This window comes from Terrabacter sp. AAH1, from assembly GCF_054456855.1.
Genome location: NZ_JBTJJV010000003.1, coordinates 109,025 through 133,451, shown reverse-complemented (window position 1 = coordinate 133,451; position 24,427 = coordinate 109,025). Strand labels below are relative to the sequence as shown.

General features: G+C 70.1%; 24 protein-coding genes. 10 read left to right on the top strand and 14 right to left on the bottom strand.

Features of this window, described 5'->3' with window-relative positions:
* Positions 1–70 precede the first annotated feature (70 nt).
* Together ACXR8F_RS06680 and ACXR8F_RS06675 are read left to right on the top strand one after the other, a co-directional pair.
* Positions 71–727 (top strand): DUF5701 family protein, encoded by a 657-nt coding sequence (locus ACXR8F_RS06680; RefSeq protein ID WP_458799274.1) that lies wholly within the window; start codon positions 71–73, stop codon positions 725–727.
* A gap of 129 nt (positions 728–856) precedes the next feature.
* Entirely contained in the window at positions 857–1,453 is a 597-nt protein-coding gene (locus ACXR8F_RS06675) for a dihydrofolate reductase family protein (RefSeq protein WP_458799273.1), read from the top strand.
* Positions 1,454–1,455: 2 nt separating this feature from the next.
* Here the strand turns inward: ACXR8F_RS06675 and ACXR8F_RS06670 are convergent, their stop codons facing one another.
* Positions 1,456–1,656, bottom strand: a complete 201-nt coding sequence (locus ACXR8F_RS06670) for a hypothetical protein (protein WP_458799272.1) — start codon at positions 1,654–1,656, stop codon at positions 1,456–1,458.
* Between the two features lie 11 nt (positions 1,657–1,667).
* Positions 1,668–2,534, bottom strand: a complete 867-nt coding sequence (locus ACXR8F_RS06665; protein WP_458799271.1) for an aldo/keto reductase — start codon at positions 2,532–2,534, stop codon at positions 1,668–1,670.
* A gap of 192 nt (positions 2,535–2,726) precedes the next feature.
* Here ACXR8F_RS06665 and ACXR8F_RS06660 point away from each other — a divergent pair, with 192 nt between their 5' ends.
* Together ACXR8F_RS06660 and ACXR8F_RS06655 are read left to right on the top strand one after the other, a co-directional pair.
* Positions 2,727–4,094, top strand: coding sequence for a ferredoxin reductase family protein (locus ACXR8F_RS06660; protein WP_458799270.1), 1,368 nt, complete (start codon positions 2,727–2,729; stop codon positions 4,092–4,094).
* A 97-nt stretch (positions 4,095–4,191) separates the two neighbouring features.
* Positions 4,192–4,635, top strand: coding sequence for a ferritin-like domain-containing protein (locus tag ACXR8F_RS06655; RefSeq protein WP_045192994.1), 444 nt, complete (start codon positions 4,192–4,194; stop codon positions 4,633–4,635).
* Here the strand turns inward: ACXR8F_RS06655 and ACXR8F_RS06650 are convergent.
* From ACXR8F_RS06650 to ACXR8F_RS06595, 12 genes are all read right to left on the bottom strand, one after another.
* Complete coding sequence (locus tag ACXR8F_RS06650) at positions 4,544–5,515, bottom strand: NYN domain-containing protein (RefSeq protein ID WP_458799269.1); 972 nt, start codon at positions 5,513–5,515, stop codon at positions 4,544–4,546. The two genes, ACXR8F_RS06655 and ACXR8F_RS06650, sit on opposite strands and share 92 nt — an antisense overlap.
* Positions 5,516–5,580: 65 nt before the next feature.
* Entirely contained in the window at positions 5,581–6,477 is an 897-nt protein-coding gene (locus ACXR8F_RS06645; RefSeq protein ID WP_458799268.1) for a universal stress protein, read from the bottom strand.
* Positions 6,478–6,480: 3 nt separating this feature from the next.
* On the bottom strand, positions 6,481–8,298 hold the full coding sequence (locus tag ACXR8F_RS06640) for an amino acid permease (RefSeq protein ID WP_458799267.1): 1,818 nt from the start codon (positions 8,296–8,298) through the stop codon (positions 6,481–6,483).
* A 180-nt stretch (positions 8,299–8,478) separates the two neighbouring features.
* Positions 8,479–9,483, bottom strand: coding sequence for a Gfo/Idh/MocA family protein (locus tag ACXR8F_RS06635; protein WP_045192992.1), 1,005 nt, complete (start codon positions 9,481–9,483; stop codon positions 8,479–8,481).
* Between the two features lie 40 nt (positions 9,484–9,523).
* Positions 9,524–10,456 (bottom strand): TIM barrel protein, encoded by a 933-nt coding sequence (locus ACXR8F_RS06630; protein WP_045192991.1) that lies wholly within the window; start codon positions 10,454–10,456, stop codon positions 9,524–9,526.
* 65 nt (positions 10,457–10,521) lie between these two features.
* Entirely contained in the window at positions 10,522–12,021 is a 1,500-nt protein-coding gene (locus ACXR8F_RS06625) for a CoA-acylating methylmalonate-semialdehyde dehydrogenase (protein ID WP_045192990.1), read from the bottom strand.
* A 32-nt stretch (positions 12,022–12,053) separates the two neighbouring features.
* Positions 12,054–12,935: a sugar phosphate isomerase/epimerase family protein gene (locus ACXR8F_RS06620; protein ID WP_045192989.1), complete on the bottom strand. Its 882-nt coding sequence runs from the start codon at positions 12,933–12,935 to the stop codon at positions 12,054–12,056.
* Positions 12,936–12,966: 31 nt separating this feature from the next.
* Complete coding sequence (gene iolD, locus ACXR8F_RS06615; RefSeq protein ID WP_458799266.1) at positions 12,967–14,928, bottom strand: 3D-(3,5/4)-trihydroxycyclohexane-1,2-dione acylhydrolase (decyclizing); 1,962 nt, start codon at positions 14,926–14,928, stop codon at positions 12,967–12,969.
* Positions 14,925–15,830, bottom strand: coding sequence for a 5-deoxy-glucuronate isomerase (gene iolB, locus ACXR8F_RS06610; protein WP_458799265.1), 906 nt, complete (start codon positions 15,828–15,830; stop codon positions 14,925–14,927). Before iolB ends, iolD begins: the two co-directional genes overlap by 4 nt.
* Positions 15,827–16,753: a Cgl0159 family (beta/alpha)8-fold protein gene (locus tag ACXR8F_RS06605; protein WP_458799264.1), complete on the bottom strand. Its 927-nt coding sequence runs from the start codon at positions 16,751–16,753 to the stop codon at positions 15,827–15,829. Before ACXR8F_RS06605 ends, iolB begins: the two co-directional genes overlap by 4 nt.
* Positions 16,750–17,784 carry a 5-dehydro-2-deoxygluconokinase gene (iolC, locus tag ACXR8F_RS06600; protein ID WP_458799263.1) on the bottom strand — a complete coding sequence of 345 codons (1,035 nt, stop codon included), beginning with the start codon at positions 17,782–17,784 and terminating at the stop codon, positions 16,750–16,752. Before iolC ends, ACXR8F_RS06605 begins: the two co-directional genes overlap by 4 nt.
* A gap of 13 nt (positions 17,785–17,797) precedes the next feature.
* Positions 17,798–18,802: a Gfo/Idh/MocA family protein gene (locus ACXR8F_RS06595; protein WP_458799262.1), complete on the bottom strand. Its 1,005-nt coding sequence runs from the start codon at positions 18,800–18,802 to the stop codon at positions 17,798–17,800.
* 277 nt (positions 18,803–19,079) lie between these two features.
* Here ACXR8F_RS06595 and ACXR8F_RS06590 point away from each other — a divergent pair, with 277 nt between their 5' ends.
* The 6 genes from ACXR8F_RS06590 (at position 19,080) to ACXR8F_RS06565 (ending at position 24,420) form a co-directional block, all read left to right on the top strand.
* Positions 19,080–20,078 (top strand): substrate-binding domain-containing protein, encoded by a 999-nt coding sequence (locus ACXR8F_RS06590; RefSeq protein WP_045192981.1) that lies wholly within the window; start codon positions 19,080–19,082, stop codon positions 20,076–20,078.
* 75 nt (positions 20,079–20,153) lie between these two features.
* Complete coding sequence (locus ACXR8F_RS06585; protein WP_458799261.1) at positions 20,154–21,224, top strand: ABC transporter permease; 1,071 nt, start codon at positions 20,154–20,156, stop codon at positions 21,222–21,224.
* Position 21,225: 1 nt separating this feature from the next.
* Positions 21,226–22,041: an ATP-binding cassette domain-containing protein gene (locus ACXR8F_RS06580; RefSeq protein ID WP_045192980.1), complete on the top strand. Its 816-nt coding sequence runs from the start codon at positions 21,226–21,228 to the stop codon at positions 22,039–22,041.
* Positions 22,042–22,054: 13 nt separating this feature from the next.
* The gene (locus ACXR8F_RS06575) at positions 22,055–22,468 is read left to right on the top strand and encodes a universal stress protein (protein ID WP_052677508.1); all 414 of its coding nucleotides are present in this window, start codon (positions 22,055–22,057) and stop codon (positions 22,466–22,468) included.
* Positions 22,469–22,542: 74 nt separating this feature from the next.
* Positions 22,543–23,283 (top strand): GntR family transcriptional regulator, encoded by a 741-nt coding sequence (locus ACXR8F_RS06570; RefSeq protein ID WP_045192979.1) that lies wholly within the window; start codon positions 22,543–22,545, stop codon positions 23,281–23,283.
* A 60-nt stretch (positions 23,284–23,343) separates the two neighbouring features.
* On the top strand, positions 23,344–24,420 hold the full coding sequence (locus ACXR8F_RS06565) for a Gfo/Idh/MocA family protein (protein ID WP_458799260.1): 1,077 nt from the start codon (positions 23,344–23,346) through the stop codon (positions 24,418–24,420).
* The last annotated feature ends 7 nt before the right edge of the window (positions 24,421–24,427 follow it).

Sequence of the window (24,427 nt, the reverse complement as noted above, 5' to 3'; positions counted from 1 at the left end):
GGTAGGGAACGGCACGGCATACGTGCGCGTTGAACGATGGCCGACCGAACCACCCAGCGTTGGAGGACCCGTGCCCGAAGCCACTCTCGCGACCCCGACCCTCCCCCCGCTGACCAGCCAGGCCGACCGTCTCGTCGCGCTCGGCGTCCACGACCTGGCAGGTATGCCGGCCGCTGAGCTGAGGGCGTACGCCGCGGACGAATCCCCCTCCACTGCAAGCGATCTCCTCGTCCTCAGCGAGACCGTCGTCCCGACGTCGGCGTTGGCGCCGCTGCTGCGCCTCGGTGATCACGAGGGCTTCGTCGTCGAGGACATGACGGACGTCGACGCGTTCGCCCCCGTAGAGGCAGTCGACCTGCCCAGCGGCCCGGCATACGTCGTCGGCGGCGTCGACCGTGGCGACGAGATGGCCAACTGGAGCCCTGACGAGGCCCTGCCGAACATCACCGGTGCGGGGCGAACTCCGCTGACACTTGTCGAGGGAATCCACTGGGCGCTCCAGGTGCCGGAGGTGCTCGAACGCAACCACTGCTTCATGACCATCGGGTCACGGCTGCGCAAGGCCGACGGCCGGCTCGACGCCCGCACACCCGCGCTCTGGATCAGCAACGGCACCGGCCGCGACGGGCGCGAGCGGCGCGGCGCCCCGAAGGTCGGCTGGTGCTGGGCGGGCAACCGTCACACCTGGCTGGGTTTCGCGTCGGCTGCGAGCCGCCGGGCCCTCTGACGCGGAGGACGCGAACCCACGACGGCTGAAAGCGGTCCCGCCACCCGTGTCGAGACGGGGGCGGTCCGTTCGACGCAACGGTGAGGGCACGGAACACCGGGCCGCCACCGACGGAGAGGAACCATCACCATGTCCGACGTCATCGCGATCATGTCCATGTCGCTCGACGGCTACGTCGCCGACCCCGACGGCGACCCCACGGGCGTCTTCGGCTGGTACTTCGGGTCGGGTGACGTCGAGGTCGACGGCGGCGGGTCGGACCCGATGGCCTTCCGCATGTCCGAGCCGAGCGCCCAGCACTTCCGTGACCTCACGTCCGGTCTTGGCGCCCTCGTCACCGGACGTCGGACCTTCGATGCCGCGCAGGGCTGGGGCGGCAACCACGCGTGGGGACCGGCCTTCGTGCTCACCCACGAGATCCCCGCCGGCTGGCCGCGGCCCGGCTCCACGGTGAGCTTCGTGACGGACGGCATCGAGAGCGCGGTGCGGCAGGCCAAGGAGGCCGCCGGTGGGAAGTCCGTCGCGGTGCACGGCGCCGACACGATCCAGCAGTGCCTCAACGCGGGCCTGCTCGACCACCTGCAGATCGACGTCGCCGCGATCCTGCTGGGTGGCGGGGTGCGGCTCTTCGACCGGCTCACCGGCACGCCGGCGACCCTGGGCAGCCCGACCGTCGTCGAGGGCGTCGGTGTGACGCACCTGCGCTACCCGGTGCTCAAGCCGTAGCGCTACGGCCAGTCTGCCGTGAGGTAGGCGATCACCAGGACCAGCAGCGAGATGCCGACCGGCACCGCGCCGACCTGCATCTCACGGTTGCGCTGCCTCGACACGTCGCGGCCCTCCCGGTCGGGCCCGGTCAGGGAACCCCAGATGATCAGGCCGAGCCCGACGGCGAGCAGCACGCCGACAGCAGCCCAGAAGTACGTCATCGGGCGTGCGGTCAGATCGGCATGTCGACGAAGGGCGACGCGTACGCGTCGTCGACCGAGAGGTGCCGTTCGGCGTCGTCCGGCGGGATCCGGTGGCATTCCGCCTCGAGCAGCATCCCGAGCAGACTCACGTCACCCGCCGTCGGGATGCCGGCGACCTCGTCGTGCGCCAGCACCCACGAGACCGCGGCCGTGATCGACTCCTGGCGCTGGAAAGGCTCGTACCAGGTCGTGTGCGTCTGGTCGGCGCCCTCCTGCCAGTTGCGGCGAGACACCGTCTTGATCGTCATCAGGCCCGCGTCCTGACGCCGGGTCTCGTCGACCAGGGCGAGGTATGCCGTCCGGTACGTGTCGTCGCGCCACAGCACCGGGTTGAGCGGGGTCAGCACGGTGGCGAAGGGGTAGCGCCGCAGCGCCTCGAGGTGCGTCTGTGCCGCCTCCTGGCCGTGACCGGTCACTCCGACAGCGCCGACCAGGCCCTCGTCCTGCGCGCGCAGCGCTGCCTCGAGGGCGCCGCCTGCGCCCGTGGCCCGGTCCAGCTCGTCGAGGTCGCCGATCGCGTGCAGCTGGAGCAGGTCGACCCGATCGGTCTGGAGCCGCTCCAGCGACGCGTTGATCTCCCGCCAGGCCGACTCGCGGTCGCGACGACCCGTCTTCGTGGCGAGGAAGATGCGGTCGCGGATCTGCGGCACCCACGGCCCGAGTCGCAGCTCTGCCTCCCCGTAGCTCGCGGCCACGTCGAAGTGGTTGATCCCGCCGTCGAGAGCCTGCTGGATCGAGGCGTCGGCCACGTCCTGTGTCACGTCGGCGAGCGCCGCAGCGCCGTAGATGAGCACCGAGCTCTGGTGGCCCAGCCGACCGAGCCTTCGCGTCTCCATGGCGTCCACCTTCGGCCACGCGGCCCCGGCACGGCAAGCCCGGCCGGACTCAGCGCGGGCGCCGAACGCCTGCACTGCGCCGATCGGCAGCAGCGGCTGGGTACGTGTCCCCCAGAACCTGATCGGGGTGGGTGCCGACGACCGGCACCGTGGCGCAGCGCCGTGCGCCCTGACCGAAAGCAGAGACCCAGCATGGCCATCACCACGCCCGTGCGACACCGGCGCCCCTACAGCGGGTCGCATCTCATCACCCGCCTTGTCGGTCCCCTCACCATCGGGGCCTTGGTCACCGCGTTCGCCCTGTTCTGGCTGCTCGTCCGGCCGGCCGGCGATCCCGGCCAGTTCGTCGGCCAGCTCATCGGGGCCGAGGGCGTGCTGCTGCTCTCGGTGGGACTGGTCCTCATCAGCACGCTGAGGTGGGTGGAACAGTTCTTCGACGGCGTCGACAAGGCCGCCGTCTGGCACCGCCGGGTCGCCCTCGCCGGCACGACCCTCATCGGGGTGCACATCGCCACGACGGGCAACCCGAACGCGACTCAGCTCGGCCCGACGCTGGGGACCATCGGCATCAGCGGCCTCGCGGCGCTCACGGTGTGGGCCATCGCGCCGCGCTGGCGCTTCATCACCCCGAGACCGCTACGCGGCCCCGTCGAGCGCCTCATGCAGACCGGGCCAGTCCGCATCGTCGGGCGGTGGGTGGGCAGCTACGGCCTGTGGCGCGGCTTCCACCGCCTCACCGGCGTCTTCCTCGCCTTCGGCTTCGTGCACGGCCTCATGGACACCACACTGTTCGGCTCGTCGCTGTTGCGGTGGTCCTACGTCGTCGTCGGTGGCGTCGGACTGGGCTTCTACCTGTTCCGCGAGCTGCTCGCTCGCAGGGTGGCCCGGACCCACGACTACGCGGTGTCGTCGGTGGCACCCATCGACGACTCCGCCTACGAGATCTGGCTGCGACCGCTCGGGCAGCGGTTCGCCTTCCGCCCAGGACAGTTCGCCCTCGTCAATCTCGAGGCCCGCGACGGCTGGCACCGTCATCCGTTCACCATCGCCAGCGGCCCCGGCGAGCAGGAGGTGCGCGTCACCGTGCGAGCCGTGGGTGACTTCACGTCGAGCATCGGCGACGTCGTCGTCCCCGGCATGCCGGCGGTGATCAGCAGTCCCCAGGGCCATTTCGACTACAAGCGGGGCACCGAGCACCAGGTGTGGGTCGCGGGAGGTATCGGCGTGGCGCCGATGCTCAGCTGGCTCCGATCGGCGGCCCCCGGTGAGTTGCCGCACCGCGTCGACTTCTTCTTCTCGGCGCGCGGACCGGCTCCGCTCGCCGCCGAGGTCGCCCACTTGGCGGGCCACCACGAGGAGCTCTTCCTGCACCTCGTGGACACCGAGAGGCAACCGCGGCTCACGAGCGCGCAGATCCTCGAGACGGTCGGTGTCGAGGCCAACCGTCTATCCGCCTTCCTCTGCGGCCCGGAGCTGATGGTGAGCGCGCTGCAGCGGGACCTCGTCCGCGCTGGGGTCCGTGCGGCCAACGTGCACCGCGAGTTCTACAACCTGCGGTGAGCTCGCTGTCAGGGTGGCGTCGCCGCCGGTCACTGGTTGCACCGTCGCGCCTTCGGGTAGGACCCGAAGGACCAGCACATCGACCGAAGGAGTGAAGATGTCGGACGACGCCAAGGCTGCCAAGGAGCTCGTGGAGACGCTGAAGGACGGCGAGCGTGGGTTCGCCTCCGCCGCTGAGAAGCTGCGTAACGACGATCGACCCGAGTGGGCAACGACGCTGCAGCGCTTTTCCGAGCAGCGCGCCGGCTTCCACCGCGAGATCGTCGCGATGGGCCACGAGTACGGCGACGACGTCGACAACAGCGGGACCGCCACGGCGGCCCTGCACCGCGGGTGGATCGCGCTCAAGGACGCGCTGACCGGTGACGACGCGGGCAGCGTCCTCGGTGCCGCCGTCACGGGTGAGGACCATGCCGTCAGGGAGTACGAGAAGGCGCTGGAGCAGGACCTCAGCGCCGGCTTCCGCGAGGTCGTGACCCGCCAGCACGCGGCAGTGGTCGCTGCTCGCGACGAGGTGAAGGCCCTCCAGGTCGCAGACTGACCCACGAGTCCAGCGACGAAAGTCGCTCACGACTCGTCGGCCCGTCGAGACCCGGGCGATCGGATCTTGCTCCGCTGGGCGGAGCAAGATCCGATCTCTTCGGCCGAGATCCCGCGTCCGGGGGACCGCTCAGGACTCCCCCAGGGTGCGAGGCGCGGCGGTGAGCTCGCACCCACAGCTGGCCGTTCCCGCTGGCGCCGCTCACCGTCTTCGTCTCGACGTAGCCCTGGGCCCGGACGAGCTCGCTGAGCTTGCCGAACCCGTAGTTGCGTGAGTCGAACGACGGGTCGGTGCGGCGCAGGTGGTTGCCCAGCGCGCTGAGCGGCGCCCAGTCGTCGTCGTCCGTGTCCACCTTCTGGAGGGCGCGGGTCAGCACGCTCTCGATGGGACGCGTCGGCTCGATCTTGACGAGGTCGGCGTCGTCCTCGTCCGCGGCGCCGCCGTTGGCCAGCACTTCGAGGAACAGGAACCGCTCGCACGCCTCGACGAACGCCTTGGGAGTCTTGCGCTGCCCGACGCCGATGACACGCTTGCCGGACTCGCGCAGGCGCGTGGCCAGAGGTGTGAAGTCGCTGTCGCTGGACACGATGGCGAACCCGTCGACGTTGCCGGAGTAGAGCAGGTCCATGGCGTCGATGATGAGGGCCGAGTCCGTCGCGTTCTTGCCGACGGTGTAGGCGAACTGCTGCTGCGGCGAGATCGCGTTGCCGAGCAGCACCTCTCGCCAACCGCTGAGGTGCGGGTTGGTCCAGTCGCCGTAGGCGCGCTTCACCGTGATGGTCCCGTAGCTGGCGAGCTCGTCGAACATCTCCTTGACAAGCCTCGGAGAGGTGTTGTCGGCATCGATCAGCACGGCAAGCCTGGTGCTGTCGTCGGTCATGGTGGTGGTCCCCTCACTCGGTCAACGGCACGTGTGACCTACCCGCAAGAGCGTCCTGGGTCCCTTCAGCCGCCCCGCGGGGCCGGAACGAGGTAGACCGGCACCGGTGCCGAACGCACGATCTTCGACGCGCGCGAGCCCAGGAAGAGCCTGGCTGCCGGCGCCGCGGAGCTCGGCCCGACGACGAGCAGGTCACCGTCGTTCCATTCGACGCCCCAGATCGCCGCGCTCCAGGAGACGCCTTCACCGACCACGAGCGACCGCGCGAGACGCTCGGCCAGGGCAGCGTCCACAGCCCCCACCTCAGCCCGGAGAGCGCTCCTCGTACGGGCCAGCCACCGTTCGACGACGAGGTCGTCCGCCGACTCCTCGACGCTGCCGTAGATCCTCTTCGGCGGCCTGACGGCGAACGACACCGCCCGAAGGCTCGCACCGACCGACGCAGCGAGCCCAGCCCCCGCGGACGCCACGTGCGCTGCACCCGACGACCCGCCGAACCCGATGGTGACCCGGCGGATGCGGGACCCGGGCGCGGGCCGAAAGCCGCGTGGAGCGAGAAGCACCGGAAGGGGCGCGGAGTGGGCGAGTCGATCCGTCACGCTTCCGAAGGAGATGCGACCCAGCGCTCCCTTGCTCGACGAGCCGAGCACGAGCGCGGAGGCCTTCACCTCGGCTGCCAGGTCGAGCAGCCCGGCAGGGATGGACGAGGCCGCACGCACGACGAAGGTCGCCCGGACGTCAGGAGCCAGCGACTCCCGCGCCTGCTCGAGCACGGACTCGCCCCAGTCGCGGAGCGGGCCGAGGTAGTTGCCGTCGACGAACTCCACCGCCCCCGCCGCCTGCGGGGTCGTCACGACGACAGCCACCGTGAGGGGCTCGCCCGTGGAGCGCGACAACACGGCGGCCAGCTCGAGAGCCGACGCGCCGCTGTCCTGTGCGGTGTAGGCGACGACGATCGCCATGGCTCAGACCGCGCCGACGAGCGAGGCCGCCTCGACGTGGGTCACTGGTAGGCCGAGCTCGGACGCCCGGTCGACCACCTCGAACCGCTGCCAGATCGACTCAGCCGCAGGCAGGGTCACGATGACGATCTGGTCGGGGTCGAACTCCTTGATGGCGGCGCGCAGGGCACGGAGCGGCCGATGGTCACCGACGGCGCCGGTCGCGTCGAGCCGGTGGGCCGTCAGGGTCTGGAGCGTGCGCTCGAGCCGTCGCTGCGCGGCTTCGGTCGTCGCATCCTTGACGGAGACGGCCCCGTGGGTCGCGGCCGTGCCGGTCTCGACGGGACTGGCGGGGACGCACACGTAGTAGGTGGCGCCACCCTGCGCGTCGATGCGCTGCAGCTCCGACACGAGCTCGTCGGACTCGAGCGTCTGGTTGGCGAGGACCAGAACGCGCCGGGCCTCACCGGTGTGCTCGGGCGCGACCCGCTCGGGCAGGCGCGCGATGCGGGCGCGGTTGATGAAGAAGAGGACGAGGACGACGCCGAACGACACGAGGCTCAGCACGAGCTGGATGCGCACGTCCGCCGTCAGCCCCATCTGCACGAGGACGAGGACGATGGCGAGTGCCGTGATGACCGAGAGCACGGGGAAGAGCCACATCTTCACCTTGAGCGTCGAAGCGTCGGCCCGGTAGCGCAGGATGATCTGCGAGACGGCGATGAGCAGGTAGACGAAGAGGATGACGGCGCCGGACGAGTTGAGCAGGAACGAGAAGACGGTGTCGGGCGAGACCGCGGCCATGATGACGGCAAGGAACCCGACGACCGACGACGCCAGGATCGCGACCGTCGGCACGCCCCGGGAGTTCACCGACACCATCGACGCCGGCGCCTCCCTGCGGGCCGCGAGGACGAAGAGCATCCGGGAGGCGGTGTAGAGGCCCGAGTTGAGGCACGAGAGCACGGCGGTCAGCACGACCGCGTTCATCACGTGGTCGGCGTACGGGATGCCCATCTGCTGGAAGGCCGCGACGTAGGGCGACGCCTCGAGGGTGGCCGAGTTCCACGGCAGGATCACCGCGAGCAGGAAGATCGAGCCGACGAAGAAGATGGCGATGCGGGTGATGACCGAGTTCGCGGCCTTGGAGACCGCCCGCTCCGGGTTGTCCGACTCTGCGGCGGCGATGGTCGCGATCTCGGCCCCCACCATCGAGAAGATCACCGTCACGACGCCCGCCGTGACCGCCAGTCCACCGTTGGGGAAGAAGCCGCCGTGCGCGGTGAGGTTGCCGAAGTCGAGGTCGGCGTCGGGCCAGATCCCGAGGACGAACAGTGCGCCGCAGAAGAGGAAGACGATGATGGCCGCGACCTTGATCCCGGCGAACCAGAACTCGAACTCCCCGAAGGACGAGACCGAGATGAGGTTGGTGCCCGTCATGAGGAGCATGAGCACGAGGCTGAGCACCCACGTCGGCACGCCCGGGAGCCAGAAGTTGATGACCTTGGCTCCCGCCACCGCCTCGAAGCCCACGACGATGACCCAGAAGTACCAGTAGAGCCACCCGACGGAGAAGCCGGCCCAGTCGCCGAGGGCCTTGCGGGAGTAGTCGGCGAACGATCCGGTCGAGGGGTTGGCCACCGCCATCTCCGCGAGCATCCGCATCACCATGATGATGAGGACTCCGCAGAGGGCGTAGGTGATGAACGCGCCCGGACCGGTGTCGTGGATGACGGTCCCGGACCCGACGAACAGGCCCGCGCCGATGACGCCGCCCATGGCGATCATCGTCAGCTGCCGCTGGTTGAGCGCCCGCTTCAGCTCCGGGCCCGCACCGGCCACGTCAGGCCGACCGGTCCGACGGGACTGAGGGACAAGGGTTCACGTGACGAGACATGGGACGGCCCTCTCGATCGGACCGCGGAGGCTGACCGCCCCCGCGACGATCTGCCCAAAGTATCCACGCCCGGACCATCTGTCCACGCGAGTCGAACGTTGGGGGACGGCCGCGGGGGCACCTCGTCAGGAGTAGAAGTCGGGCTTCGCGATCATCTCGACCTTGACGACCCCGTCGTCCGTGAGCGCGCGGACGCCGGCGTCGCAGACGCAGGCGGCGGCATACCCGTCCCACGACGTCGACCCGGTGTGCTCGCCGCGAGCCACGGCGGAGATCCACTCCTGGACCTCGGTGACGAACGCTCCCCAGAAGCGGTCGTTGTGGTCGCGCGCGATCGAGTTGCGGTGGCCGGAGCCGTCGCGCACCTCTACGGCGTTCTGGTCGGCCAGCGACACCGTGCCCTTCTCGGCGACGGCCTCACAGCGGATGTCGTAGCCGAACTGGCAGTTGACGAAGATCTCGTCGTCGACGCGCACCCCCGACTCCGTCTCGAGGATGAGGACCAACGGGTCCTGCAGGTGCTCGAAGCGCAGCGACGTCTTCTTCGGCTTGTCGACACGCGCCGACACGAACTCCTCGCCGAGGAGCCAGCGCATCGTGTCGACCTCGTGGATGGCGGTGTCGTTGATCGCCATGTCCCACGTGTAGTGCTCGGGCACGGTCGGGTTGCGGTGCGCGCAGTGCACCATGAGCGTCTCACCGAGCTCGCCCGAGTCGAGCAGCGCCTTCATCTGGCGGTAGCTGCGGTCGAAGCGACGCATGAAACCGACTGTCACCAAACGGCGCCCGGCTGCCTGCTCGGCCTCCATGATCCGCAGCGCGGCCTCGGCGGTCGGCGTCAGCGGCTTCTCGCAGAAGACCGGCTTGCCCGCGGCGATCGCCGCGAGGACGTCGACCTCGTGCGCCGGCCCGTAGCTGCAGATCATGACGGCGTCGACCTCGTCAGACGCGATGAGCTCTGCGGAGGTCGCGTATGCCGTCCCGTCGATCCGCGCGGCCACCTCCTTCGCGCGCACCTCGTCGACGTCGGCCACGGCGACGACACGACCGCCGGCGATGACGGTGTGGATGCGGTCGATGTGGGCCTGGCCCATGCCACCGGGGCCGATCATCCCGATACGTACAGTCATTCGTCTGACTCCTTCGTCAGTGAGGCCCGAGCCGCGAGGCTCAGAGCTGGCCGAGGCCGATGGAGGCGAGGTACTCGCGGGTCTGGATCGCGTTGGGCAGGGGGTAGGACGGGTCGCACGGGTACATGTCCTGCTCGCACACGACGTAGAGCTCCTTGCCGAGGTCGGCGAGGGCCTCGATGAGCGGCGGCATCTCGGGCGCACCGGCCGGCGGGCGCACCGAGCAGCCCTTGGCGACAGCGAGGCCGAACGGCCAGTCCTCGTCGTGGGCCTGCTTCACGAGCCCCTCGTCCATCGCCTTGATGTGGACGTAGGAGATGCGCTCGGGGTACTTGCGGCACAGCTCGACCGGGTCGCCCCCGCCGTAGACGACGTGGCCGGTGTCGAGGCAGAAGCCCACGTACTCCGGGTCGGTCGCCTGGAAGATGCGGTCGATGTCCTCGGGGGTCTCGATGTGGCTGTCACCGTGCGGGTGCAGCACCATCTTGAGGCCGTAGTCCTCCTTCATGATGCGACCGAGCCTGTCGGCGTTGGCGATGTACGCATTCCACGCCTCGGTCGACAGCGTGCGGTCGTCGGTGAACTCCCACGTCTTGTCGTCACGGAAGAGGGGTGGCAGGTGCACGATGTACTCCGCGCCGACCGCTGCGTGCGTCTCGGCGATCTCGCGGAACGTCTTCTCGGTGTCGGCCCACGCCTCCGGCTTGTGCAGGATGCCCCAGCCTGTGCCGGCGACCACACGGAAGCCGCGCTTGTCCATCTCCTCCTTGAGGCGCGCGGCGTCCTTCGGGAAGTAGCCGAAGGGGCCCGTCTCCATGACCGAGAAGCCGGCCTCGGCCATCTCGTCGAGCGCGGTCTCCCAGTGGATCTGCTTGTCATCATTGGGGAACCACACGCCCCACTGGTCGGGACACACGCCGATCGTCAGCTTGCTGTAACGCTCGTCGGTGTTGCGGGCCTTGGACTCGGCCATCGTTCGGGGTCCTTTCGAGGGGAAGTGCGGTGAACGCGTACGTACGCGTGAGGCTCGGCTGGGGGTCAGTCGTTCTGGGGGAAGCCGAGGTTGAGACCGCCGTGGCTCGGGTCGAGCCAGCGCGAGGTGACGACCTTGCCGCGGGTGAAGAAGTGCACGCCCTCCATGCCGTGGGCGTGGGTGTCGCCGAAGAGGGAGTTCTTCCAGCCGCCGAAGGAGTAGTAGGAGACAGGCACGGGGATCGGCACGTTGACGCCGACCATGCCGACCTCGACCTGGCGCTGGAACTTGCGGGCCGCGCCGCCGTCGTTGGTGAAGATCGCGGTGCCGTTGCCGTACGGGTTGGAGTTGATGAGCTTCAAACCGTCGTCGTAGGAGTGGACACGAACGACCGACAGCACCGGACCGAAGATCTCGTCGTCGTAGACCGACATGCCGGGCTTGACGTTGTCGAAGAGTGTCGGGGCGAGGAAGTAGCCGTCACCGTCGGCGTCGAAGTCGCTCTCACGGCCGTCGACGACGAGCGTCGCACCGTCCGCCACCCCGGAGTCGAGGTAGCCGGCGACCTTGTCGCGGTGCTGCTTGGTCACGAGCGGGCCCATGTCGGCGCCACGCGTGCCGTCGCCGGTGACGAGCTTGCCCATGCGGTCGCGGATCTTCGAGACGAGCTCGTCGGCGATCGGCTCGACGGCGACGAGAGCCGAGATGGCCATGCACCGCTCGCCCGCCGAGCCGAAGCCGGCGTTGACGGCGGCGTCGGCGGCGAGGTCGAGGTCGGCGTCGGGCAGCACGAGCATGTGGTTCTTCGCGCCGCCGAGGGCCTGCACCCGCTTGCCGTGCGCGGTGCCCGTCTCGTAGACGTACTTCGCGATCGGCGTCGAGCCGACGAACGACACCGACTTGACGTCCGGGTGCGTCAGCAACGCGTCGACGGCCTCCTTGTCGCCGTGCACGACCTGCATGACGCCGTCGGGCAGGCCGGCCTCCTTCCAGAGGGCGGCGATGGCGAGCGCCGCCGACGGGTCCTTCTCGGACGGCTTGAGCACGACGGAGTTGCCGCAGGCGATGGCGATCGGGATGAACCACAGCGGCACCATGGCCGGGAAGTTGAACGGCGAGATGACGGCGACGACACCGACGGCCTGGCGGATCGAGTAGACGTCGACGTTCGTCGAGGCGTTCTCGCTGAAGCCACCCTTGAGCAGGTGCGGGATGCCGCAGGCGAACTCGGCGACCTCGAGGCCGCGCGTCACCTCGCCGACGGCGTCGCTCAGCACCTTGCCGTGCTCGGCGGTGATGAGCGCGCCGATCTCGTCCTTGCGGGAGTTGAGCAGCTCACGGAACGCGAAGAGCACCTGGGCGCGCTTGGCGAGCGAGGCGTCGGCCCACGACTCCCAGGCCGAGGCGGCCGACTTCACGACCTCGTCGACGAGGGCCGCGGAGGCGAGGTCGAGCACGCCGGTCTGCTCACCGGTCGCGGGGTTGAAGACGGGCGACGTGCGCTCGGCGGTGCCGGTCCACGACTGGCCGTCGATGAGGTGGGTGATACGGGTGGTCGTGCTCATGGTGGGTCCTTCGGGTGAGACAGGGTGTGCGGTCAGGGGGAGACGAAGGTGGGCGGCGTCGACCACTTGTCGAGGTAGGAGCGGATGGTGTCGCGCATGTACTCGCTCGACTCGCGGGCGCGGTCCTCCCAGGCGAAGACGCACGAGGTGACGATGCCGTCGAAACCGATGCGCTCGAGCCCGCGGAAGAACTGCTCGAAGTCGACCTCGCCCTGTCCGATGTCGAGGTGCTGGTGCACCGTGACCTGCGAGCCGGGCGGGTTGACGATGTAGCGCAGCCCTGACGACGCCGTGTGGTCGTAGGCGTCGGCGACGTGGACCATCGTCAGCAGGTCGCCGGCCTTGTCCATGATCCCGTCGCAGTCGTTGCCCTGGTGGAACGTGTGGGGCGCGCAGTAGAGGAAGCTGACGTTCGGGCTGTTGATCCCCTTGATGAGGTCGACGGCGCGCTTGCCGTCCTCCTCCCAGTCGTCCGGGTGCGGCTCGAGGACGAGGCGGATGCCCTCCTTCTCGAAGACCGGCAGCAGCTCGTCCATCGACTTCCAGAACTGCCGCTCGCAGGCCGCCGCCTCACGCGGGTTGCCGTTGAACTCGGAGTTCATCGTGTCGACGCCGAGGTCGGACGCGATCTGGATGGCGCGCTTCCAGTAGCGCACGGCTGCCTGCCGGTCCTCCTCGTCGGGGCCGCTCCACCTGAAGAGCGGCAGCACCGACGAGACACCGACGCCGGCAGCCGTCAGCTCCCTGCGGAACGCGGCCACGCCGGCGTCGTCCACACGGGGGTGGTTGAAGAACGGGATGAAGTCGTCGCGCGGCGACAGCTCGATCCACTCGTAGCCGAGGTCGGCGACGAGGCCGGGCAGCTCGAGCAGGGGAGCCTCGCGGAACATGTAGGGGTCGATGGCGAGCTTCATGAGGGGCGAACTCCTTTGTCGGCCAGGGGTTTCAGTCCGCGCGGGGCGGAGAGAGCAGGTGGCGCTGGGTGGCCTTGTGGTCGAGGTACTCGCCGTATGCCGTCTGCGTCGACTCGAGGTCGCTGACCGCCGAGACCGGGACGTCCCACCACGACGCACTGTCGGGTGCGTGCACCAGCGGGTCGGTCTCGACGTGGATGACGACGGGACCGCCGTCGGACGGCCACGCCTTGGCCTCCTTGATCGCCTGGTGCAGCTCGTCGAGCGAGTGCACCTCGATGACGTGGGCCCCGAGGCTGCGGGCGTTGGCGGCGAGGTCGACGGGCAGCACGTCGCCGTCGAGGCGACCGGACTGCTCGCCACGGAACCGGTAGGACGTGCCGAATCGCTGCGATCCCAAGGACTCCGACAGCGAGCCGATCGAGTGGAAGCCGTGGTTCTGCACGAGCACGACGACGACCTTGACGCGCTCCTGCACGGCGGTGACGAGCTCGGTCGGCATCATGAGGTAGCCACCGTCGCCGACCATCGCGAAGACGTCGCGCGTCTCGTCGGCGAGCCGGATGCCGATGGACGCCGGCACCTCGTAGCCCATGCAGGAGTAGCCGTACTCGACGTGGTACGCCTTGCGGTCCCGCACCCGCCACAGCTTGTGAATGTCGCCGGGCATCGAGCCGGCCGCGCACAGCACGACGTCGCGGGGGTCGGTCAGCTCGTTGACCGCGCCGAGCACCTGCCCCTGGGTGAGCAGTCCGTCCGCCAGCCGGTCGGTCACCTCGGGCGCCGGGTGGAAGGCCGCCTCGACCGAGGCGTCCCAGTCGGACCACAGCGAGGCCTGGCGGGACCGGTAGGCGTCGTCGACGGCAAACCCGTCGAGCGCCGCGGTCAGCGCGACGAGTGCCTCACGGGCGTCCGCGACGACCGAGAGCCCTGAGTGCTTGCCCGCGTCGAAGCGGGCGACGTTGATGTTGACGAAGCGGACACCGCCGTCCTGGAAGGCCGTTCGCGATGCGGTCGTGAAGTCGCTCCAGCGGGTGCCGATGCCGATGACGACGTCGGCCTCGGCTGCGAGGGCATTGGCGGCGTTCGTGCCGGTCGAGCCGATGGCCCCCATCTCCTGCGGGTGGCCGTGCGGCAGGGAGCCCTTGCCGGCCTGCGACTCCCCCACCGGTATGCCGGTGGCCTCGCAGAAGGCCAGCAGGGCCTCCTCGGCACCGGAGTAGTGCAGGCCGCCGCCGGCGACCACGAGCGGCCGCTTCGCCGAGCGGATGACGGCTGCGGCGTCGGCGACGTCGACGGCCTCGGGCAGCGGACGCGCGACTCGCCACGTCCGCGGTGCGAAGAGCTCGACCGGCCAGTCGTGGGCCTCGGCCTGCACGTCCTGCGGCAGTGAGATCGTCACCGCACCCGTCTCGACCGGGTCGGTGAGCACGCGCATCGCACCGAGCAGCGCCGAGGGCAGCTGCTCGGGCCGGCTGACGCGGTCGAAGAACTTCGACAGCGGGCGGAAGGCGTCGTTGACCGTCACGTCGGCGGCATACGGCAGCTCGAGCTCCTGGAGCACTGGTGCGCTGACGCGCGTCGCGAAGGTGCCGGAGGGCAGCAGCAGCACGGGCAGTCGGTTGATCGTCGCGAGCGCGGCGCCGGTGAGCATGTTCGTCGAGCCGGGGCCGACGGAGGCCGTGCAGGCCCACGTCTGGAGGCGGTCCTTCTGGCGCGCGTACGCCACCGACGTGTGCACCATCGCCTGCTCATTGCGGGCGAGGACGTACGGAAGATGTTCCTCCCCATCGGCAAGCTCGTTCTGCAGCAGCGCCTGACCGAGTCCGGCGACGTTGCCGTGACCGAAGATGCCGAAGCATCCGGCGAAGAGCTTCTGCCGCTCACCGTCACGCTCGCTCCACTGGTTGGCGAGGAAGCGCACGACGGCCTGCGCCACGGTGAGCCGCACCGTCTCTCCGTTCGCCGTCGTGTCGGTCTGCGCGCGCGTCATCGGGTGCCTCCAAGGGGAAGTCGGGGGTCGACGGGCTGGTCCGCCCAGGTCTCACGCACCCAGCCGTGGGCCGGGTCGTCGCAGATGAGCCAGGCCCGCTCCTCGCCGGGACCGGCCATGACGTTGAGGTAGTACATGTCGTAGCCCGGGGCGGCGATGGCCGGGCCGTGCCAGCCGTGCGGCACGAGCACGACGTCGCCGTCACGCACCTCGGCGAGCACGTCGATGGGGCGGTGCTCCGTGCCGTAGACCCGCTGGTAGCCGATGGGGTCGGTGCCGGCGGCGGCCGGCGAACCGGCCGAGGGGGCGACCTCGAAGTAGTAGATCTCCTCGAGTGCGGTCTCCTCGCCGGCCCGCTCCTCGTCGTGCTTGTGCGGTGGCCACGAGCTCCAGTTGCCACCCGGCGTGATGACCTCGCACGCGATGATCGAGTCGGCCTCGAGCACCCCCGGGATGCCGAAGTTGCGCACCTCGCGAGATGCGATGCCCGCGCCCCGCAGCTCGACGGGCACCTCGTCGGCGGCGACGTGGCGGAAGGGGAAACGCGCCTCAGCGGTCTCGGTGACCGCGAAGACCACCGCGACCCGCGCATCGCCCGCCGCCGTCACCGTGAGCGACGAACCGGCCGGGACGTAGGCGACGTCGGAGGCTCCGGCGAAGACCGACGGGCGGCCGGCGAGCTTCGCCTCGTGCTCACCCGACGCGCCCGCGACGGCGACGTGCACCGAGCCGGCGAGGGGAACGACGACGTGCTCGCGGTGCCCGGCCTCGAGAGTGCGGGTGTCGCCGTCGGCCAGGCGGCCGGCATACATCCCCGTGTGCTCCCAGCCGGACGAGTCCGGCTCGACGACGACGTCCCAGCCGTCGCGCGACGTGCTTCCGAAGGGGTGGTGCCAGCTCATGCCGCCCCCCTGTCGTGGACGAGGCCGGCTGCGATGTCGACCGCCGCGGCGACGTCGCCGCCGGGCGGGAAGAGCAAGGCACGGCCCACGACCAGGCCGCGCACGGCGGGCAGGTCGAGCGCGCGGCCCCACGACGCGTACGTGTCCTGGGGATCGCCCTGCGGGTCGCCGCCGAGCAGCAGGGTCGGCAGGGTCGTGGCGTCCATGACCCGGTCGAGCTCGTCGACCACGGGCAGCTTGAGCCACGTGTGCGCGCTCGAGGCGCCGAGTCCTGCGGCGATGTGGACGGACTTGATCGTCGAGTCGGGGTCGAGCTGGTTGACCACCCGCCCACCCTCGCGCGTCGAGAGGAAGGGCTCAACCATCGCCATGAGCTCCCTCTCGGCGAGCTCGGTGACGGCGCGGGCGCTCGCCTCGAGCGTCGCGACGGTGCCCGGGTCGTCGAGGCAGATGCGCGTCAGCATCTTGCCGCCGTCGAGCCCACGCCGCGCGATCTCGGCGGCGGTGTAGGCGGTGAAGCGGTCGTCGAGCTCGAAGCTGGCGCCCTGGAGGCCGCCGCGGTTCATCGAGCCGATCGCGACCTTGCCCTCGAGCGCGCCGAGGAGCAGCAGGTCGTCCAGCACGTCCGGGGTGCCGAGCACGCCGTCGACGCCCGGACGGCCGAGCGCGGTCACGAGGCGCTCGAGCAGGTCGCTACGGCTGGCCATCGCGGCACCGGCGCCGCGCACACCGAGAGCCCCTCGAGCGGGATGGTCGGCGGCGACGAGCAGCATGCGACCGTCCTCGCGCACGAGCGGGCGGTGCTCGCGGGCGGCCCACGCCGCGGCGATGCGGCCGGGCTCGCGCACCCGGATCTCGGTGAGGTCGGCGACCGCGACTCCCGCACCGAGGCCGGGACTCGTGGGCGGGTGCGTGGTGGTCATCGTGCCTCCTCGGCGACGGCGGCGAACGGGTTGGCGTGCGAGTGGGCGCCGGCGAGGCGCTCCTCGACCTCGCCCGAGGTCGGCATGGCGGTCGAGCACTCGAGCTTGCCGGCGACGATCGCGCCGGCCACGTTGGCGAACTCGAGGACCCGGCGCAGGTCCCAGCCCTCGAGGAGGCCGTGGCAGAGGGCACCGCCGAAGGCGTCCCCGGCCCCGAGACCGTTGACGACCTCGACGGGGAACGGAGGGACCTCGACACGCTCGTCGCGGGTCGCGGCCAGGACACCCTTGGGGCCCTGCTTCACCACGGCGAGCTCGACGCCGCGCTCCAGCAGCGCGTCGGCGGCCCGCTGCGGGTCGGTCTCGCCGACGGCGACCTCGCACTCCTCGCGGTTGCCGACGGCGACCGTGACGTGCTCGAGGGCGCGGCCGACCTGCTCGCTCGCCTCGGCGGGGTCGTTCCAGAACATCGGGCGGTAGTCGAGGTCGAGCACCGTGTGGGTGCGGCGTGCCCGCACCTCCCAGCCGCGGAAGTGGGCGGCGCGGCTCGGCTCCTGCGACAGACCGGTGACCGTCGACCAGTAGACGCCGGCGCTGCGGATCGCCTCGAGCGGCATCTCGTCGGCCTCGACGAGCAGGTCGGGGGCGGTCGGGTAGCGGTAGAAGTAGAGCGGGAAGTCGTCGGGCGGGAAGACCTCGCAGAAGGTGACGGGCGTCGGCGGCCCGTCGACGGCGCTGACGAAGCGGTCGTCGACGCCGAAGTCCTGCAGCGCCTCGTGGATGTAGCGGCCGAACGCGTCCTTGCCGGTGCGCGTGATGAGGGCGACGCGGTGGCCGTGGCGCGCGGCGGCGACGGTCACGTTGGTGGCGCTGCCGCCGAGGAACTTCTCGAAGGTGCGCACCTTCTCGAGGCCGACGCCGTGCTGGAGCGGGTAGATGTCGACGCCTGTGCGACCGATGGCGACGACGTCGTATGCCGCGTCGCCGGTCGAGGCTGCCGCGCCCGTCGAGGTGGGGGGCTGGGTGCTCATCGGTGCGACGTCCTCACAGGTTCGGGATCTCGTCGAGGGACACGGGCCGGCCCTCGTGGCGCGACAGCTCGCACGCCTCCGCGACCCGGAACGCCTGGAGCGCGTCGCCCACGGTGCAGGGCGAGGCCAGGGCGCCGCGGGCGACGGCCGCGAAGGCGGTCAGCTCGGCGCGGTAGGCGGGCAGGAAGCGCTCCATGAACGACCAGTGGCGCGGGCCCGACGGGTAGGTGGCGCCGGGCTCTGCGGAGGTGACGGCCAGGGAGTCGTCGTAGCCGACGCCGAGGGTGCCCTCGCTGCCGAGGACCTCCATGCGTACGTCGTGGCCGGCGCCGTTGTAGCGCGTCGCCGAGAGGGACACGAGCGTGCCGTCGTCGAGCGTCAGCACCGCGGCGGCGGTGTCGACGTCGCCGGCCTCGGTGAAGAACTGCGCACCCTTGTTGGCGCCGGTGGCGTAGACCGAGGCGACCTCGCGGCCGGTGACGAACCGGATGATGTCGAAGTCGTGGATCGAGCAGTCGCGGAACAGTCCGCCGCTCGTCGGGATGTAGGCCGCGTGCGGCGGCGCCTGGTCGTGCGTCTGCGCGCGGATGCTGTGCAGGAAGCCGAGCTCGCCGGCGGCCACAGCCTGCTGGACCCGCTGGTAGCCGCGGTCGAAGCGGCGCTGGAAGCCGACGTGCACGGGCGTCCTCGACTGCGAGACGAGCTTGGCGAGGTCCATCGTCTCGTCGAGCGTGGCGGCGACGGGCTTCTCGCAGAAGGTCGGCACACCTGCCTCGAGGCCGAGGCGCAGGAGTGGCGCGTGGCCAGGAGTCGCGGTGGCGATGGCAAAGCCGTCGACACCCTGGGCGAGCAGCTCGGCCGGCGAGGCGGCATACGCGATGCCCAGCCGTTCGGCGACCGCCCGGGCTGCGTCGGCGTCCAGGTCTGCGACGACGACCTCGTCGACCTCGGGGAGGTCGCGGAGGGTCTCGGCGTGGAACGCCCCGATGCGGCCGACTCCGGCCAGTCCGATGCGCATGTGCACACTCCCTTGGGTGTCTCGGCTTGGTGACACCGATCGTCCAGCGCCGACCGTCGTCATGTCAAGCAAATGTTAGGACATTCTGATGTTTGATCAATCTCTTGACATGACGCTGCTGGCGGGGGCATCCTCCAATCGCTGGGCGACATCTCGCCCCCGAGAGCCCGCCGCACCGCCGGCGGGACAACAGAGCTCTGATCGACGGGAGCCCCCGTCACAGATCGTCGCGTCACTCCGGCGACCGGGCCACGCGACGCAACGAAAGGAATCAACGATGACTCCGACTCGGACTCGGAAGAGACTGATCGCCGCCACCGGCACGGTCACGGCCGCCGCCTTCGTCCTCGCCGCCTGCAGTGGCGGCGGCGCTCCCGCCACCACGTCCACTGGAGGCGGCGGCGGTGGTGGCGGCAACAGCGGCTACACCTTCGCGATGATCACGCACGAGACCCCTGGCGACACCTTCTGGGACCGCATCAAGGCCGGCGCGCAGCAGGCCGCCAAGGACACCGGCGCCACGCTCAAGTACTCGTCGGACCCGGAGGCCAGCAAGCAGGCGGTCCTCATCCAGAACGCGATCGACTCCAAGGTCGACGGCATCGCGACCACGCTGGTCACGCCCGACGCGCTCATCCCGACCATCAAGAAGGCCGTCGACGCCGGCATCCCCGTGGACACGTTCAACTCGGGCATCGACTTCTTCCAGAAGGCGGGCGCCCTGACGCACTTCGCGTCCAACGAGAAGCTGGCCGGCCAGCAGGCGGGCAAGCGGGCCGCAGCCGCGGGCGCCACGAAGATCCTCTGCACCATTCAGCAGACCGGATCCGTGGCCCTCGAGGACCGCTGTGCGGGCGTCAAGGACTCCTTCCCGAACACCGAGAACCTGCAGGTCAACGGCGCCGACGACGCGGCGGTCACCAGCGCGATCCAGGCGAAGCTGACCCAGGACAAGTCGATCAACTGGGTCATCACCCTCGGCGCACCGCAGGCCCTCGACACGGTCAAGGCGGCACAGACCGCCGGTGCCACCGTCAAGGTCGGGACCTTCGACACCAACCCTGATGCAGCACAGGCGGTCAGCGACGGCAAGATCGAGTGGTTCATCGACCAGCAGCCGTACCTCCAGGGCTACATGGCAGTCACGCAGCTCTACCTCTTCAAGAAGAACGGCAACGTCCTCGGTGGCGGCCAGCCCGTGCTGACCGGCCCCTCCTTCGTCGACAAGACGAACATCGCGCAGGTCCTCCCGTTCATCAAGCAGAACACTCGCTAACCGCCTCCAGGGGGCCGGGCCGCCCGGGCTCGCCCGGGTGCGGCCCGGCCCCCGCCGAACAGCACTGGAGCTGTCATGAGCACCATTCCCGTCAAGACGGACCCGACACCCTCGGCCCCGGTCGAGACCTCCAACCGGGTCACGCTCGGCTGGTCCAACCGCCTGCTCGCACGACCCGAGATCGGCGCCCTCGTCGCGGCGATCGTCATCTTCATCTTCTTCCTCGTCGCCGCGCCGGCCTTCCGCACCCCGGCGTCCTTCTTCACCGTGCTCTACCAGTCCTCGACGATCGGCATCGTCGCCGTCGCGGTTGGCATGCTGATGATCGGCGGCGAGTTCGACCTCTCGGCCGGTGTCGTGGTGACCACCGCGGGGCTCTTCAACGCGATGTTCTGCTACCAGCTCGGGATCAACCTCTGGGTCGGCGCGATCCTGTCGCTCGTGCTGTGCCTCGCCATCGGGTTCCTCAACGGCTACCTGGTGATGCGGACCGGCATACCGAGCTTCCTCATCACCCTCGGCACCTTCTTCGTGCTCCAGGGCGCGAACCTCGGCGTCACCAAGCTCGTCACCGGCTCGGTGTCCAGCCCCAACATCAACCAGATGGCCGGCTACGGCTCCCTCAGCTGGGTCTTCGCCCACGAGTGGCAGATCGGCTCGGTCACGCTCTCGATCACGGTCATCTGGTGGTTCCTGTTCGCGGGCGTGTCCGCCTACCTGCTCCAGCGGACCAAGATCGGCAACTGGATCTACTCCGTCGGTGGGAATGCCGACTCGGCCCGAGCGGTCGGTGTGCCCGTGACGCGGGTCAAGATCGGCCTCTTCATGACCGTGGCCTTCCTCGGCTGGTTCACCGGGATGCACTATCTCTACAACTTCAACACGCTCCAGGCGGGCAACGGCGTCGGCAACGAGTTCCTCTACATCATCGCCGCGGTCGTGGGCGGCACCCTGCTCACCGGCGGCTACGGCAACGCGCTGGGCGTGGCTCTGGGCGCGTTCATCTTCGGCATGACGAGCCTCTGCATCGTCTACGCCGGCTGGGACCCCAACTGGTTCAAGGCCTTCCTCGGCGTCATGCTCCTCCTCGCCGTGATGGTCAACCTCTACGTCAAGAAGCTTTCGACCGCCCGGAAGGTGGGCTGACATGACCGACACCCTGGCCGACCACGCGGACAGCACCCTGCACCGGGGCGAACCCCTTGTCCAGATGACCAACGTCGGCAAGACGTACGGCGCGATCCGCGCCCTCAAGGGCATCAACCTGACGGTGAACGCAGGCGAGGTGACCTGCGTCCTCGGCGACAACGGCGCCGGCAAGTCGACCCTCATCAAGATCATCGCCGGCCTGCACCCGCACAACGAGGGCACCATGAAGGTCGACGGCAAGGAGGTCTCGTTCTCCTCGCCACGAGAGTCGCTCTCGCACGGCATCGCGACCGTCTACCAGGACCTGGCCGTCGTCTCGCTCATGGAGGTGTGGCGAAACTTCTTCCTCGGCTCCGAGCTGGTTGCCGGCCGTTGGCCGTTCGCGCCGATGAAGGTGAACGAGATGAAGCGCATCGCCGACGAGGAGCTGCGCAAGATGGGCGTCGTCGTCAAGGACATCAACCAGCCCATCGGCACGCTCTCGGGCGGCCAGCGCCAGTGCGTCGCGATCGCCCGCGCCGTCTACTTCGGCGCTCGCGTCCTCATCCTCGACGAGCCCACCGCCGCCCTCGGCGTGAAGCAGTCGGGCGTCGTGCTGAAGTACACCGCGGCAGCCCGTGACGCCGGCCTCGGCGTCGTCTTCATCACGCACAACCCGCACCACGCGTACCTCGTCGGCAACCACTTCGTCATCCTCAAGCTCGGCCAGGCCGTGCTGGACAAGAAGCGGTCCGAGGTCGCCCTCGACGAGCTGACCCGGCAGATGGCCGGCGGGGACGAGCTGACCGAGCTGTCGCACGAGCTGCAGAAGTGAGCGGGGTGACGTCATGAGCGTCGCTGTCGCCCACCACACCCGCAGCTCGAGCGACCTCGCCCTGCAGGAGGGCGCCCGCCAGGCGGCCTACCGCGGGACGGATCTCGTCGTCGTCCACGTCGTCGACTCGCTCGACAACGACATCGCGGAAGCCAACAAGGCCGGCATCTCCGACGCGGTCGAGAAGGCCCTGGCCGCGGCGGCCCTGCCGGACGTGCGGTGGGACGTCCGTCTCGTCGCCGGCGGTCGCGACATCGCGGACGTCTCGGAGGCGATCCTCGGGGCCGTCGGCGAGCTGGGACCCGACCTGCTCGTCATCGGGGCACGGCGTCGCTCACCGTTGGGCAAGGCCTTCCTCGGCAGCGTGGCGCAGAACATCATCCTCGATGCCGACGTGCCGGTGCTCGTCGTCAAGAGCCCGAGGTGAGCACGCGGACACGCAGAGAGGTGCTGACATGAGCAGGTGCGGACATGAATCCACGTACTGGCTAGTCTGCGGCCATGTCGAAGCCCGTTGACGTCCGCATCGACCGCGAGACGCCGGTCCCGCTCTACCACCAGCTGGCCGAGCAGCTGAGTGCGGCGATCGGCAGCGGCACGCTGCAGCCGGGCGACGCGTTCGAGAACGAGGTCGCCATGGCGGAGCGGCTCGGCCTCTCGCGGCCGACGGTCCGGCGGGCGATCCAGGAGCTCGTCGCGCAGGGCCTGCTGCTCCGGCGCCGTGGTCTCGGCACCACGGTCGCCGGGCGGCAGATCCACCGCCGCGCCGAGCTGACCAGCCTCTTCGACGACCTGCGGCGCGCGGGTGGCGGCGACCCCCGCACCGAGGTGCTGACCCACGAGGTGACCACCGACGAGGTCGCGGCCGCGGCGCTCGGCCTGGCCGCCGACACTCCGCTGCTGCACCTCGTTCGGCTGCGGCTCAACGGCGACCAGCCGCTCGCGATCCTGCGCAACTGGCTGCCGCCCGCCTACTCCGACATCAGCAGGGCCGACCTCGAGCAGGACGGCCTCTACGCGATGCTTCGCGCGCGCGGCGGCAAGCCGGTCGTCGCGCACCAGCGCATCGGCGCCCGCCAGCCGTCGGCGGCGGAGCGCAGGCACCTGAACCTCACGCCGTCGCAGCCCGTGCTGACGATGACACGCACCGCCTTCGACGCCGTGGGTGGGCCCGTCGAGTACGGCGACCACTGCTACCGCGCCCAGGACTACTCCATCGAGGTCATGCTCGACGAGCGCTGACCCCCTTCCGCCCCAGCCGAGTGCCCACTTTCCGACACCGAGATATCGAGGAGGTATGCCGTGACGTCCCTTTCGCTGCCCGACGCCCTCCCGGCGCCGCGCCGCCGCTCCCCCGACTCCGTGCCGTCCCTTCGCTGGGGCGTGCTGGGGACGGGGTGGATCGCCTCGCGGTTCGTCGCGTCGTTGCAGGCGTCGACGACGCAGCGGGTCGTGGCGGTCGGCTCGCGCACCCAGGAGTCCGCCGACGCCTTCGCCGCACGACACGGCATCGAGAAGGCACTCCGTCCGATGGAGCAGCTCGTCGGCGACCCCGACGTCGACGTCGTCTACGTCGCGACGCCGCACCACCTCCACCGCAGCGGGGCCCTGGCTGCGATCGCGGCGGGGAAGCACGTGGTGGTCGAGAAGCCGATCGGGCTGAACTCCGCCGAGGCACAGGAGATCTCGGCAGCCGCGCGCGCCGCGGGAGTCTTCTGCATGGAGGCGATGTGGACCCTGTTCCTGCCGCGTTTCGACGTCGTGCGACAGGTGCTGGAGAGCGGGCTGCTCGGGCAGGTGCACACGGTGCTGGCCGACCACGGCGCGCACTTCGACCCGCCGCACCGCATCCTCGACCCGGCGATGGCCGGAGGCACGCTGCTCGACCTCGGCACCTATGTCACGACTCTTGCGACGTGGGCACTCGGCCCGGCGACCCGAGTGCAGGCTTCGGGGTCGATGACGTCGTCGGGCGTCAACGGGCAGGCCGCGATGGTGCTGACCCATGCGGGCGACGCGACGAGCGTGCTGCACTCGACGCTGCTCGCGCGTACGCCCACGGCTGCGACGATCGCCGGCACGGCGGCGACGCTCACGCTGCCCAGCCCGTTCTTCATGCCCGGCGACGTCGTCGTCACGTCGGCCGACGGCTCACACTCGGTGACCTGGACCGACCCCGAGCCGATCGGCCACGAGGCCCTCTACCACTCGGCGGTCGAGGCAGCCCGCTGCATCGGCGACGGCCTGCTCGAGTCTCCCCTGCACCACGCAGCGTCGGTCCGGGCCAACATGTCGGCCCTCGACGAGGTCACGAGACAGCTCGGCATCACCTACTCCCCCGATCGAGAGAACACTCCGTCACCCGGGACAGGTGCCTGAGCGCTCT

What these genes read in the sequence shown, in the direction of transcription:
- iolB (WP_458799265.1), bottom strand. Translation starts at nt 15,830, where the DNA reads ATGAGCTGGCACCACCCCTTCGGAAGCACGTCGCGCGACGGCTGGGAC.
- ACXR8F_RS06590 (WP_045192981.1), top strand. Translation starts at nt 19,080, where the DNA reads ATGACTCCGACTCGGACTCGGAAGAGACTGATCGCCGCCACCGGCACG.
- ACXR8F_RS06580 (WP_045192980.1), top strand. Translation starts at nt 21,226, where the DNA reads ATGACCGACACCCTGGCCGACCACGCGGACAGCACCCTGCACCGGGGC.
- ACXR8F_RS06575 (WP_052677508.1), top strand. Translation starts at nt 22,055, where the DNA reads ATGAGCGTCGCTGTCGCCCACCACACCCGCAGCTCGAGCGACCTCGCC.
- ACXR8F_RS06670 (WP_458799272.1), bottom strand. Translation starts at nt 1,656, where the DNA reads ATGACGTACTTCTGGGCTGCTGTCGGCGTGCTGCTCGCCGTCGGGCTC.
- ACXR8F_RS06650 (WP_458799269.1), bottom strand. Translation starts at nt 5,515, where the DNA reads ATGACCGACGACAGCACCAGGCTTGCCGTGCTGATCGATGCCGACAAC.
- ACXR8F_RS06605 (WP_458799264.1), bottom strand. Translation starts at nt 16,753, where the DNA reads ATGACCACCACGCACCCGCCCACGAGTCCCGGCCTCGGTGCGGGAGTC.
- ACXR8F_RS06660 (WP_458799270.1), top strand. Translation starts at nt 2,727, where the DNA reads ATGGCCATCACCACGCCCGTGCGACACCGGCGCCCCTACAGCGGGTCG.
- ACXR8F_RS06595 (WP_458799262.1), bottom strand. Translation starts at nt 18,802, where the DNA reads ATGCGCATCGGACTGGCCGGAGTCGGCCGCATCGGGGCGTTCCACGCC.
- ACXR8F_RS06645 (WP_458799268.1), bottom strand. Translation starts at nt 6,477, where the DNA reads ATGGCGATCGTCGTCGCCTACACCGCACAGGACAGCGGCGCGTCGGCT.
- ACXR8F_RS06570 (WP_045192979.1), top strand. Translation starts at nt 22,543, where the DNA reads ATGTCGAAGCCCGTTGACGTCCGCATCGACCGCGAGACGCCGGTCCCG.
- ACXR8F_RS06620 (WP_045192989.1), bottom strand. Translation starts at nt 12,935, where the DNA reads ATGAAGCTCGCCATCGACCCCTACATGTTCCGCGAGGCTCCCCTGCTC.
- iolD (WP_458799266.1), bottom strand. Translation starts at nt 14,928, where the DNA reads ATGACGCGCGCGCAGACCGACACGACGGCGAACGGAGAGACGGTGCGG.
- ACXR8F_RS06665 (WP_458799271.1), bottom strand. Translation starts at nt 2,534, where the DNA reads ATGGAGACGCGAAGGCTCGGTCGGCTGGGCCACCAGAGCTCGGTGCTC.
- ACXR8F_RS06675 (WP_458799273.1), top strand. Translation starts at nt 857, where the DNA reads ATGTCCGACGTCATCGCGATCATGTCCATGTCGCTCGACGGCTACGTC.
- ACXR8F_RS06625 (WP_045192990.1), bottom strand. Translation starts at nt 12,021, where the DNA reads ATGAGCACGACCACCCGTATCACCCACCTCATCGACGGCCAGTCGTGG.
- ACXR8F_RS06585 (WP_458799261.1), top strand. Translation starts at nt 20,154, where the DNA reads ATGAGCACCATTCCCGTCAAGACGGACCCGACACCCTCGGCCCCGGTC.
- ACXR8F_RS06630 (WP_045192991.1), bottom strand. Translation starts at nt 10,456, where the DNA reads ATGGCCGAGTCCAAGGCCCGCAACACCGACGAGCGTTACAGCAAGCTG.
- iolC (WP_458799263.1), bottom strand. Translation starts at nt 17,784, where the DNA reads ATGAGCACCCAGCCCCCCACCTCGACGGGCGCGGCAGCCTCGACCGGC.
- ACXR8F_RS06635 (WP_045192992.1), bottom strand. Translation starts at nt 9,483, where the DNA reads ATGACTGTACGTATCGGGATGATCGGCCCCGGTGGCATGGGCCAGGCC.
- ACXR8F_RS06655 (WP_045192994.1), top strand. Translation starts at nt 4,192, where the DNA reads ATGTCGGACGACGCCAAGGCTGCCAAGGAGCTCGTGGAGACGCTGAAG.